Below are 11689 nucleotides of genomic sequence, written 5' to 3'. Positions count from 1 at the left end.
GGCCCCTCAAACGTCTCAGGCGTCCCATGAATCCCAGGATCCTCAAATCTCTCAGGGTTCCCAGATCCCTCAGGGTCTGGCGAACCCCCTGACATCGACGCTCCCCCCGAAGCCCCCACCCATGACCCCCCTGACCTATCTCTATGTCCCCGGCGACCGCCCGCACGTCGTCGCCAAGGCCCTGGTGTCCGGCGCCGACGCCGTGATCATCGACCTTGAGGACGCGGTGGCCCCCGACCGCAAGGACTACGCCCTCACCGCCACCGCCGAACTGCTCGCAACGCCCCAACCGCTGCCCGTGCACGTACGCGTCAACTCCCCGCGATCCAGGCTCACCCAGCAGGCAGTGGAGGCACTCACCGCACTGCCCGGCCTCACCGCCCTCCGTATTCCCAAGGTCGCACACGCCACTGACATCCGTCGGATCGCCCGACTCGCCCCCGGTGTCCCGCTCCATCCCCTGCTGGAGACGGCCCTCGCGATCGAGCACGCGTACACCATCGCCACCGCGGACCCCGCGGTCCACGGCATCTCCCTGGGGGAGGCGGACCTCCGCGCCGACCTCGGCGTCAAGGACGGCGCCGCACTCGACTGGCCGCGGAGCCGCATCGTCGTCGCCGCCCGCGCCGCCGACCTGCCGCCCCCACCGCAGTCCGTCTTCCCCGACATCCGGGACCTGGACGCGCTGTACGCGTCCTGCGCCCACGGCCGGGCGCTCGGCTTCCTCGGTCGGGCCGCCATCCACCCCCGTCAGCTGCATGTCATCGAGCGCGCCTTCCGCCCCACCCAGCGGGAGATCGAAGCCGCCGAGGAGGTCATCACCGCAGCGGCCACCGACGAGGGAGCGCTCGCGCTGCCCGACGGTCGTTTCGTCGATGCCGCCATCGTGGCCGCGGCCCGCCGCACCCTGTCCATCGCACGCCGGGCGAACACCTTCTGAACCGTGGCCTTCCCATCTCCCGAACGCGCACCGCCCCGGACATGACACGAGGCCGCCGGATGACCTTTCGGTCTCCGACGGCCTCGTCGTCCAGCTCCCCCAAAGCGGGCGGTACGGAGCCGGTACGCACCTGGTGCGCGGGTCAGCCCTTCTTGGCCGATCCCGCATCGGCGACCGCGCCATCGGCATCAGCCGCGCCTGACTGCACATCGCCAGCGGACGGGCCGGAGTCGTCGGACCCGGCAGAGCCGCCCTTGGCGGCCTCGGAGGATTCCGCGCCCGTCTTGCCGGCATTGTCGCTCTGGTCAGCCTTCACGCTCTTGTCAGCGTTCTCGGCGTTCTCGGCGTTCTCGGCGTTCGGGCTCTTCTCTGCGGGCTCACCAGCCGCGGAAGTCCCACCGGTCGTCCCGGTCGCATCCCGATCGGGCTCCACGATCTCCTCGCGCCCCGGCCGGATCCGCGCCGAGACGACGATGTACACCACGGCCAGCACGAAGACGACGATCGAGGTCCAGACGTTGAGCCGCAGGCCCAGCACCTCGTGTGCCTCGTCCACCCGCATGTACTCGATCCAGGCACGCCCCGCGCAGTAGGCGGCGACGTACAGGGCGAAGGCCCGGCCGTGGCCCAGCTTGAAGCGCCGGTCCGCCCAGACCACCAGCAGTGCGACCCCGATGCACCACAGGGACTCGTAGAGGAACGTCGGGTGGTAGGTGCCGGCCTCGCGGTTCACACCCTCGCTGATCTTGAGCGCCCAGGGCAGGTCCGTCGGCTTGCCGTACAGCTCCTGGTTGAACCAGTTCCCCCAGCGGCCGATGGCCTGGGCGATGACGATGGCGGGTGCCATGGCGTCGGCCCAGGCCGGCAGGGGAATGCCACGGCGGCGGCACCCGATCCAGGCACCGACCGCGCCGAGGGCGATGGCCCCCCAGATTCCGAGGCCGCCCTGCCAGATCTTGAAGGCGTCGACCCAGTTCTCACCCTCGCTGAAGTACAGCTGGTAGTCGGTGATCACATGGTAGAGCCGTCCGCCGACCAGGCCGAAGGGCACCGCCCAGACGGCGATGTCGGCCACCGTGCCGGCTTTTCCGCCCCGGGCGATCCACCGCTTGTTGCCGTACCAGACGGCTACGAAGACACCGAGGATGATGCAGAGCGCATAGCCGCGCAGCGGGAGGGGTCCGAGTTGGAGCACTCCGGTCGACGGGCTGGGAATGTAGGCAAGTTCCATGGCAGCTCCGACGCTACCCTGCCGCACGGCGCAGACGGCAACCCGGACGGGCAACGTCTGCATAACGAGCCGCCCGGAGGAACGGCCTCCGCCGAGGCGCCGGCGTGCTCACCGCGCCCGGTGGGCCTGGACCGGCAGGAGCCGGGCGCGACCACCGCCCCGGAGGCCGGTGGTCGTCGCCCAGCGGGTCAAGGCGGAGGAGCGCCCGATCGGCTCCCGGCCCGAACAGAGGCGACGGCCACCAGCGGCGCGCCGAGGACAAGGGCGACCCGGCCCCAGCCCCTGCCCTCGGCTGACCCGCCTCAGGGCGCTTCGGGTGCGGGTGCGGGTCGTTCGGTGCCCCGCTCCTTGCCCTTGTTCGCCTCGGCGACCCACTTCTTCAGATTGGCGACCGAGATCTGCTGTCCGGCCTTGTCCGGGAAGATCGACTCGCCGTTCAGCAGCACCGTCGGCGTGCCGCGGAAGCCACCGTTCACAAAGGCGGTGTTCGACTTCTGGACCCAGGAGTCGTGCTTTCCGTCCTGTACGCAGCTACGGAACCCCGGGGTGTCCAGCCCCTTCACCTTGCCGGCCAACTCGATCAGCTTGTCATTGCTCCCGAAGGCGTCGTCCGGCTCCGGAGGCTGGTTCTGGAAGAGCACGTCGTGGTACGGGACGAACGAGCCCGCGTCCTGGGCGCACGCGACGGCGTTCGCCGCCCGCAGCGAACCCGTGCCGCCCATGTTCCCGTCGATGATCGTGGCCAGGTTGTACTCGACCTTGAGCTGGCCCGACTCCTCCAGCTCATGGATGGTCTTGCGGAAGTAGTTCTCGAACTGCGCGCAGACCGGGCAGCGGAAGTCCTCCCAGATCGTGAGGGTGGAGGGGGCGTCGACCGCGCCCACGGGGATCGCGAGCTGCTCCTTGCCCGCCACCCCGGAGGGGGCCAGCAGCGGCCCCGCCTGACTGGAGCCGTCCTTGTCCTTGCCGGCATTGGCCGCGATCACGCCGACCACGGCGGCCAGGGCGAGGATCGCGACCACGGCGGAGGACACGATGAGCACCCGTCGGCGCTTGTCGCGCACCTTCTCCCGCTCGCGTTCCTGCTGGAGCCGCTCCCGCGCGGTCCCTTTCGGTGCCTGATTCTTCTCGTTCACATCCCGCAAACGAACCGGGGAGGCACCTGCGCGCCTCCCCGGTCCTGGTTCCACCCGTACGAGCGACGACGTACGAGCGGGCTGTCCTAGGTGTCGGCGCGGCCCCTGCGGACGCCGGCCGCCAGTTCGCCGGCCAGACCGCGCACGGCGGCCAGCCCTGCGGCACTGTCCTGGGCTTCCAGGAGCAGCTTCACAAACGCCGAGCCGACGATCACACCGTCGGCGAAGGAGGCGACCTCCGCGGCCTGGACCGCGTTGGACACCCCCAGGCCGACGCAGACGGGGAGCGAGGTGGTGGCCTTGGTGCGCTGGACCAGGTCCTGGGCCTGGGCGCCCACCGACTCGCGCGTGCCCGTGACGCCCATCAGCGACGCCGCGTACACAAAGCCGGAACCGGCCTCGGTGATGCGGGCGATCCGAGCGTCCCTGCTGCTCGGGGCGACCACGAACACCGTGGCGAGTTCGTGCTTGTCTGCGTGCTCGCGCCACACCGTGGACTCCTCGACCGGGAGGTCGGGCAGGATGCACCCGGCTCCGCCCGCTTCGGCGAGTTCGCTGGTGAACCGCTCGATGCCGTACCGGTCGATCGGGTTCCAGTAGGTCATCACCAGTACCGGCTTGCCCGTGGCCGCATGGGCCTCACGCACGGTTCGCAGCACGTCGGCGATCTTGACTCCGCCGCGCAGCGCGATGTCGTCCGCGGTCTGGATGATCGGCCCGTCGAGCACGGGGTCGCTGTGCGGCAACCCCACCTCCACGATGTCGGCGCCGCCGTCCAGGACCGCCTTGACGGCCTCGATGCCACCGTCGACCGTGGGGAACCCGGCCGGAAGGTAGGCGATGAGCGCGGCCCGGTCCTCGGACGCGGCTCGGGCGATGGTGTCCGTCAACAGCGTTCTGTTCCCGCTCACCGGGCGGCCTCCCCTGCTTCTGATGCCTCTGCCGATCCTGCTTGTGCGTCGTACAGCCCGAAGTAGCGGGCGGCGGTGTCCATGTCCTTGTCGCCGCGGCCGGAGAGGTTGATCAGGATCAGCCCCTGCGGGCCCAACTCCCGACCGACCTCCAGCGCACCGGCCAGCGCGTGGGCGGACTCGATCGCCGGGATGATCCCCTCGGTGCGGGAGAGCAGCCGTAGGGCCTCCATCGCCTGGGCGTCGGTGACCGCCCGGTACTCCGCCCGGCCGATGTCCTTGAGGTAGGAGTGCTCGGGGCCGATGCCCGGGTAGTCGAGGCCGGCGGAGATCGAGTAGGGCTCCGTGATCTGGCCCTCGTCGTCCTGGAGGACGTACGAGCGCGAACCGTGGAGGATGCCCGGCTCGCCCGCGGTCAGGGTGGCCGCGTGCTCGCCCGTCTCCACTCCGTGGCCGCCGGGCTCACAGCCCACGAGCCGTACGGCCTCGTCCGGGATGAAGGCGTGGAACAGCCCGATCGCGTTGGAGCCGCCGCCGACACAGGCGACGGCCGCGTCCGGGAGACGGCCCGTGCGCTCCAGGATCTGTCGGCGCGCTTCGACCCCGATGACCCGGTGGAAGTCGCGGACCATGGCCGGGAAGGGATGGGGGCCGGCGACGGTGCCGAAGAGGTAGTGGGTGTGGTCGACGTTGGCGACCCAGTCGCGGAACGCCTCGTTGATGGCGTCCTTGAGGGTCCTGCTGCCGGACTTCACCGGGATGACCTCGGCGCCGAGCATCCGCATCCGGGCGACGTTGAGCGCCTGGCGCTCGGTGTCGATCTCGCCCATGTAGATCGTGCAGTCCAGGCCGAACAGGGCGCAGGCGGTGGCCGTGGCGACGCCGTGCTGACCGGCGCCGGTCTCGGCGATGACGCGCGTCTTGCCCATGCGTCGGGTGAGCAGCGCCTGACCGAGCACGTTGTTGATCTTGTGCGAGCCGGTGTGGTTCAGGTCCTCGCGCTTGAGGAAGACCCGGGCGCCGCCCGCGTGCTCGGCGAACCGGGGGACCTCGGTCAGCGAGCTGGGCCGGCCGGTGTAGTTGACCAGGAGGTCATCGAGTTCGGCGGAGAAGGCCGGATCGGCCTTGGCCTTGTCGTACTCGACGGCGACCTCGTCCACCGCGGCGACGAGCGCTTCGGGGATGAACTTGCCGCCGTAGGCACCGAAGTAGCCCGCGGCGCTCGGAACCTGACCCTCGGGGTCCGGAATGAAGAAGTCAGAAGACATCCGACGTACTCCTCAGAAGGGGTGTGAGCCCCTGATGTCTGGTGTTCACAGGACACGTTGTGCGCACTGGGCGGCCGTTCGCCGCCGCCCGGTGCGCGAGAGGGCCGACTCCCTCACGGGGTCGGCCGGGGATGCTGGGCCCGCCAGGACTACGGGCCTCAGGCGCCGCTGGCTGCTCGGTCGTACCCGACAGCGCTCGATCCGCCCCTTGTCGCGTTCGATGGCGTTCGATCACGCTCTGGGGGATGGGGCATCCGCCGTCCGCTGTCCGAGCTTCCGACCGTTCCGGATGGCCTGAGCGGATCGCCGGCTTCGGCGATCACCCTCGACCGGCAGCCCCGGTCGTGCGGCGCACGGGTCGGGCGACGCCGGAACGACATCGCCGCCCGTGGCTGTCGACCCGTCGCCGCACCTGTGGGAAGCGCGGCAGCCGGGCAGCCGGGAACGGTCAGCACTGGAGCCATGGCCCGTGCCCTGCCCGCGGTCGGCGGGCCATCGGCTCATGACCGATGGCCGACCGCACACGATCAGCCGGGGCACGGGTCAACCGACCGTACGGACAGTTGACGGGCCTAGCTCAGCGGCGCACCTGGCCGGATGCGCCATCGCATCCCGTTGACCTGGCCGGGCTCGGAACCGATGACGTAGCGCACCCGACGCCCGTGCACCCGACGAGCCGGCGCGCGGCAACCGCGGGGGCGGCAGCCGCGGGCCAGGCGGGCGTAGGCATCGGCGCCCGTCAGGAGCGCCGCGCGGGTGGGTGCGCCGGTCATGGGTGGGTTCAGCTCCGTCCGTGCCGCAGCGCCGGGTGTGCCCCGGCGGCGACCAGATCGGCGACAGCCGTGCGCGGGTCGCGCCCGGTGACCAGGGACTCCCCCACCAATACGGCGTCGGCACCCGCATTGGCGTAGGCGATCAGGTCGTGCGGACCGCGCACACCGGACTCGGCGATCTTGACGATGTGGGCGGGGATCTCGTCCACGACCCGCTCGAAGGTGGACCGGTCCACCTTGAGCGTCTTGAGGTTGCGGGCGTTCACCCCGATGATCCGGGCGCCGGCCTCGACCGCGCGCTCGACCTCTTCCTCGTCGTGGACCTCCACGAGCGGGGTGAGCCCGATCGACTCGGCCCGCTCGATCAGCGAGACCAGGGCCTCCTGCTCCAGGGCGGCCACGATCAGCAGGACCAGATCCGCGCCGTAGGCCCTGGCTTCCCAGAGCTGGTAGGCGGTGACGATGAAGTCCTTGCGCAGGACGGGGATGTCGACCCGGGCCCGGACGGCTTCCAGGTCCGCGAGGGAACCGCCGAAGCGGCGCTCCTCGGTCAGTACGGAGATGACGGCGGCGCCACCGGCCTGGTAGTCGGCCGCGAGCGCGGCAGGGTCGGCGATGGCCGCCAGCGCACCCTTGGAGGGGCTGGAGCGCTTGACCTCGCAGATGACCTGGACGCCCTCGCCGCGCAGGGCCGCGACGCCGTCCTTGGCTGCCGGAGCCTTGGCCGCGCGCTCCTTGAGCTCGTCGAGGCTGACGCGTGCCTGCCGCTCCGCGAGGTCGGCGCGTACGCCTTCGATGATCTCGTCGAGCACACTCACCCGAGCGGCCCCCTTCCGGGACGTTGATGGTCAAGGATCAGCCATGTCGATGGTATCCGCAGGAGGCCCTCGGGCTCGCATCCGGGCGCCGCCTGTCCCACTGGATGGGACTCGGCATACCGTCCGACCAGCCCGGGGACGGCCTCGTTCACGGGGCCAGCGCAGAGCCGAAGGGCAGATTCCGAATCACCGTGAAGAGCAGCACGACCGTGCCGATCGACCACCACCACACGGGTCGGAGCGCAAACTTCACCGGCCGGTCCCGTACGGCGTGAATCAGCCAAACCGTCCAGACGACCGCGAAGACGAGATAGCCGACGACCGCCACGGCGTTGGCTCCCAGCGCTGCCGGAAGGTCACCGTGGATGAAGGAGTGGGCACTGCGCAACCCTCCACAACCGGGGCAGAACAGACCGGAAAGGCTCAGGAGGGGGCAGACCGGGTAGTGGCCCGGTTCATGGGGGTCGACGGTGCCGACGTAGGCGAAGGCCGCGGCGACGGCGGTGATCGTCCCGAGGGGGGCGGCCAGCCGTCGCACGAGCGGAACGGGCGGGCCGGGCGCGGGCCCCGGGGAGACGGGAGAGGTCATGGCGTCCACCGTCCGATTCTCTCCAGGAGCACCGAGGGCCGCATCGCTACGGCGTCGGTCGCGTGCCCCGTGTCGGGACTCGCCCGGTGCGGGCGGCCGAGCCGGCGACCGGTCACCGCGGGGTGGGCGAAGGCCCTGCACACGATCCGCGCAGGGCCTTGCGTCCGGGAAGCTGCGGGCAGCGGACTCAGACGGCGGTGTCAGCGGTGGCGGGCGACTTGGAGCGGGCCACCAGCGTGGCGCGCTCGCGGGCGGCCACCCGGTCGGCGGACTCCTTCGGCATGCCCATCCCGGCGGCCTTCATCGCAACGCCGACGACGCCGCCCAGGGCGACGATCGCCAGGCCGCCCCAGAAGCCGAGGGGATTCGCAGCGACCATGAAGACGCCGGAGACGCAGAAACCCAAGAAGGCGATGCTGACGCCGGTCCAGGCGGCCAGGGTGTGTCCGTGGGCGGTGCCCGACATGAGTTGCTCCTCGTTGCTGGTGTCCTGGGGTGGGCGCCCGACGGCGCCACCACGGTGAACTGCTGCTCTGTGGGTGAGCCGGACGCTCGCGGCCCATTGTCCCGTACGCCGTGCACGGACGACGCAGGGGGTCACCCGTGCGCCGTCGATCAGGTGGGGTCCTCGCCGCGGTCGAGGGCCTTCCACAACTCCTCGGGGCGATCGGGGTCCGCGGGGGGCTTGGCCGCCCGTGGGGTCGACTCGCGCTCGTACCGTCCCGACATCGAGGGCCACTGCCGACCGTAGCGAAGGGCGAGCACCCCGGCGAGGAGGATCAGCACCCCCGCGGCCGTGGTGACGAAGGGCCAGGCGGTGTGGGTGAGGGCGTCGATGGTGGCGGACGCGTTGCCGGTGGTGCGGGCGGCCTCCGCGTCGAGCGCCGAGCTGTCGTAGGCGCCGCGGAAGGCGGCGAGGGCCGCGCCCGCACCGCTGAGGGCGAGCACGGCCGCGACGAGCACGCGGCCCGCCCGGCGAACGGCGAAGACGGCGACCAGCGCGGCCAGGCCGACGACGGCGAGGGCGGCCGGCACACCGGTGACGTCCCGGCCCTCGGCGTCAAGTGCGAGGGTGCCGCCGCCGACCTCTGCCGTGCCCTCGGCCCAGGTCTGACCGGAGGTGAGCAGGACGACGGCGGCGCCGATGGCACCGAGCAGCAGGGCCAGGACGAGGGTGCGGCGCCCGTTGTCCGCCATGGAGGACGAGTTGGCGGACCGGGCGCGGGGCTGGGGTACGGGTACAGCGCTCACATACCCCACTATCCCTCATGACCCGAAGGTCCGTTCAGCCGGTGGCCCCCCGGCCGTTCAGCCGGTTGGCCGTGTGCACGGCACGCAGCACGGCAGCCGCCTTGTTGCGGCACTCCGTATCCTCGGCCACCGGGTCCGAATCGGCCACCACACCCGCGCCGGCCTGCACGTACGCGGTCCCGTCCCGCAGCAGGGCGGTACGGATGGCGATGGCCGTGTCGGAGTCCCCGGCGAAGTCGAGATAGCCGACGCACCCGCCGTACAGACCGCGCCTGGACGGCTCCAACTCATCGATGATCTGCATCGCCCGGGGCTTCGGCGCCCCCGAGAGGGTGCCGGCAGGGAAGCAGGCCGTGAGGACGTCGAAGGCGGTGCTGCCGGCGGCGACCTTGCCGGTCACCGTGGACACGATGTGCATCACGTGCGAGTACCGCTCGATGGACATGAAGTCGACGACCTCGACGCTGCCCGGCTCGCAGACCCGGCCCAGGTCGTTACGGCCGAGGTCCACGAGCATCAGGTGCTCGGCGCGCTCCTTGGGGTCGGCGAGCAGTTCGTCGGCGAGTGCCTGGTCCTCCTGCGGAGTGGCGCCGCGCGGGCGGGTGCCGGCGATCGGGTGGAGCATGGCATGCCCGTCCTCGACCTTGACCAGGGCCTCCGGGCTGGAGCCGACGACGTCGAAGTCCTCGAACCGGATCAGATACATGTACGGGCTCGGATTGGTGGCGCGCAGCACCCGGTAGACGTCGAGCGCGCTGGCCGTACAGGGGGTCTCGAACCGCTGTGAAGGCACCACCTGGAACGCCTCACCGGCCCGGATGCGCTCCTTGATGTCCTCCACCGCGTCCTGGTAGTCCTTGCCGCCCCACTCGGCGGTGAAGACGGGCAGTTCGGACGGCGGCAGGGCGGCGGGTACGGAGGCGAGGGGGCGGGCGAGGTCGCGTTCCATCGCGTCGAGGCGGGCCACGGCGTCGGCGTACGCCTCGTCGACCCCGGTGTCGAGGTCGTTGTGGTTGATCGCGTTGGCGATCAGCAGGACGGTGCCGTCCCAGTGGTCGAGCACGGCGAGGTCCGAGGTGAGCAGCATGGTCAGCTCGGGGAGCTTCAGGTCGTCCCGCTCGCCCGGGCCGATCTTCTCCAGCCGTCGGACGATGTCGTAGCCGAGGTAGCCGACCATGCCGCCGGTGAACGGGGGCATCTCGGCGGCCAGGCCGTGCGGGGTGTGCAGGGTCTCCACGGTGGCCCGCAGGGTGGCGAGGGGGTCGCCCGTCACGGGGACGCCGACGGGTGGGGTGCCGAGCCAGTGCGTCTGTCCGTCGCGCTCGGTGAGGGTGGCGGCGCTGCGGACGCCCACGAAGGAGTACCGGGACCAGGACCGCCCGTTCTCGGCGGACTCCAGCAGGAAGGTGCCGGGGCGCTCGGCGGCGAGCTTGCGGTACAGCCCGACCGGGGTGTCACCGTCGGCGAGGAGCCGGCGGTGGACGGGAATGACGCGGCGGTCGGCGGCGAGCTTGCGGAAGGTCTCCAGATCCATGGCGCCCGACCCTACTGGGCGAGCGGGAGCCGGCCCGCGTCGAAGCAGGTGCGGTCCCCGGTGTGACAGGCGGCGCCCACCTGGTCGACCTTGACGAGGATCGTGTCGGCGTCGCAGTCGAGGGCGACGGACTTGACGTGCTGTACGTGACCTGAGGTGTCGCCCTTGACCCAGTACTCCTGGCGGCTGCGGGACCAATAGGTGCACCGGCCCGTGGTGAGGGTGCGGTGCAGGGCCTCGTCATCCATCCAGCCGAGCATCAGCACCTCGCCCGTGTCGTACTGCTGGGCGATGGCTGGCACCAGTCCGTCGGCACCGCGCTTGAGGCGGGCGGCGATGGCGGGATCGAGGGGGCTGGCGGGAACACTGCTGGTCATGCCGTCCATTGTGCCGGGTGTCGGGGGTGTGGCGGGAGGGCGTCCATTGGGCGGACCCGGAGCGCTCGCCGTACGCTGGCGATATGTCGACCCATGCGAAGCGTGAACGACTCCTCCTCGCCGATCTGTTGGAGTCCGCCGGCCCGGCTGCTGCGACCCTGTGCGGGGACTGGACGACCAGGGACCTGGCCGCGCACGTGGTGGTGCGCGAGCGGCGGGCCGATGCCGCGGGCGGAATCCTGCTGGGAGCCCTCAAGCCGCGACTGGAACGGGTGCAGGCGGAGTTTGCGGAGAAGCCCTACGAGGAGCTGATCCAGCTGATCCGGACGGGGCCGCCACGGCTGTCGCCGTATGCGATCAAGCAGGTGGACGAGGCGGCGAACACGGTGGAGTTCTTCGTCCATGCGGAGGACGTGCGGCGGGCCCAGCCGGACTGGACTCCCCGGCCCCTGGACCGTGTCTTCGAGGACGCCCTGTGGGCACGGTTGGAGCGGGCGGCGAAGGTGCTGGGGCGCAAGGCCCCCCAGGGGCTGGTGCTGCGCCGTCTCGACGGTCAGACGGCCGTCGCGCGCCGGGGTGCCCCGGTGGTCACGGTGACCGGTGAGCCCGGGGAGCTGACGCTCTTTGCCTTCGGTCGCCAGGAGGTGGCGCAGGTGGATCTGGAGGGCGAGAAGGAGGCGGTGGAGCGCGTCCGCTCGGCCCCGCTGGGGTTGCCGGGGGCCTGACGGCAGCGATGGTGACGCGGGCCGGCCGGTCGACGGGTGTTGATCGACCGACCCGGTCTGGCCCCGGCACTGCCCCTGCGCGCAGCCCCCGGCCGATGCGCGTACGGGGAGGGGACGGGCGGTGATGGGCGGTGAT

At 71.3% G+C, this 11689-nt stretch carries 13 protein-coding genes; 2 read left to right on the top strand and 11 right to left on the bottom strand.

What is annotated here, in order from left to right; genetic code table 11:
- Positions 1-121 precede the first annotated feature (121 nt).
- Positions 122-940 carry a CoA ester lyase gene (locus ACFXJL_RS14785; RefSeq protein ID WP_358877735.1) on the top strand — a complete coding sequence of 273 codons (819 nt, stop codon included), beginning with the start codon at positions 122-124 and terminating at the stop codon, positions 938-940.
- Between the two features lie 142 nt (positions 941-1082).
- On the opposite strand, the gene lgt is transcribed toward ACFXJL_RS14785, so the two are convergent.
- The 11 genes from lgt to hisI all read right to left on the bottom strand — a co-directional run bounded on the left by lgt (position 1083) and on the right by hisI (position 10837).
- Positions 1083-2171, bottom strand: a complete 1089-nt coding sequence (lgt, locus tag ACFXJL_RS14780; RefSeq protein ID WP_384692379.1) for a prolipoprotein diacylglyceryl transferase — start codon at positions 2169-2171, stop codon at positions 1083-1085.
- Between the two features lie 302 nt (positions 2172-2473).
- Positions 2474-3307 (bottom strand): thioredoxin domain-containing protein, encoded by an 834-nt coding sequence (locus tag ACFXJL_RS14775; RefSeq protein WP_329017300.1) that lies wholly within the window; start codon positions 3305-3307, stop codon positions 2474-2476.
- A gap of 86 nt (positions 3308-3393) precedes the next feature.
- Positions 3394-4218: a tryptophan synthase subunit alpha gene (gene trpA / locus ACFXJL_RS14770; protein ID WP_358877738.1), complete on the bottom strand. Its 825-nt coding sequence runs from the start codon at positions 4216-4218 to the stop codon at positions 3394-3396.
- A complete protein-coding gene (gene trpB / locus ACFXJL_RS14765) occupies positions 4215-5486 on the bottom strand; it encodes a tryptophan synthase subunit beta (RefSeq protein ID WP_384634825.1) in 1272 nt (423 codons plus the stop codon). The genes trpA and trpB overlap by 4 nt, the downstream gene beginning before the upstream one ends.
- Positions 5487-6058: 572 nt before the next feature.
- Positions 6059-6259, bottom strand: a complete 201-nt coding sequence (gene trpM, locus ACFXJL_RS14760) for a tryptophan biosynthesis modulator TrpM (protein ID WP_358877740.1) — start codon at positions 6257-6259, stop codon at positions 6059-6061.
- Between the two features lie 8 nt (positions 6260-6267).
- Entirely contained in the window at positions 6268-7077 is an 810-nt protein-coding gene (trpC, locus tag ACFXJL_RS14755; protein WP_358877741.1) for an indole-3-glycerol phosphate synthase TrpC, read from the bottom strand.
- 148 nt (positions 7078-7225) lie between these two features.
- The gene (locus tag ACFXJL_RS14750) at positions 7226-7666 is read right to left on the bottom strand and encodes a DUF2752 domain-containing protein (protein WP_384634818.1); all 441 of its coding nucleotides are present in this window, start codon (positions 7664-7666) and stop codon (positions 7226-7228) included.
- 187 nt (positions 7667-7853) lie between these two features.
- Positions 7854-8132 (bottom strand): HGxxPAAW family protein, encoded by a 279-nt coding sequence (locus ACFXJL_RS14745; protein ID WP_329017317.1) that lies wholly within the window; start codon positions 8130-8132, stop codon positions 7854-7856.
- 149 nt (positions 8133-8281) lie between these two features.
- Complete coding sequence (locus tag ACFXJL_RS14740) at positions 8282-8926, bottom strand: TIGR02234 family membrane protein (RefSeq protein ID WP_358877743.1); 645 nt, start codon at positions 8924-8926, stop codon at positions 8282-8284.
- A 25-nt stretch (positions 8927-8951) separates the two neighbouring features.
- Positions 8952-10451 carry an anthranilate synthase component I gene (locus ACFXJL_RS14735; RefSeq protein ID WP_384692372.1) on the bottom strand — a complete coding sequence of 500 codons (1500 nt, stop codon included), beginning with the start codon at positions 10449-10451 and terminating at the stop codon, positions 8952-8954.
- An 11-nt stretch (positions 10452-10462) separates the two neighbouring features.
- Positions 10463-10837: a phosphoribosyl-AMP cyclohydrolase gene (gene hisI / locus ACFXJL_RS14730; protein WP_384692369.1), complete on the bottom strand. Its 375-nt coding sequence runs from the start codon at positions 10835-10837 to the stop codon at positions 10463-10465.
- Positions 10838-10911: 74 nt separating this feature from the next.
- Between hisI and ACFXJL_RS14725 the strand changes: the two genes are divergently transcribed.
- Positions 10912-11553, top strand: a complete 642-nt coding sequence (locus ACFXJL_RS14725) for a TIGR03085 family metal-binding protein (protein ID WP_358877745.1) — start codon at positions 10912-10914, stop codon at positions 11551-11553.
- Positions 11554-11689: the final 136 nt, after the last annotated feature.

Source organism: Streptomyces sp. NPDC059256, assembly GCF_042753785.1.
In the GTDB taxonomy this organism is placed as follows: Bacteria; Actinomycetota; Actinomycetes; order Streptomycetales; family Streptomycetaceae; genus Streptomyces.
The sequence above is the reverse complement of the archived record's forward strand: the minus strand, read 5'-3'. Positions and strand labels throughout refer to the sequence as shown.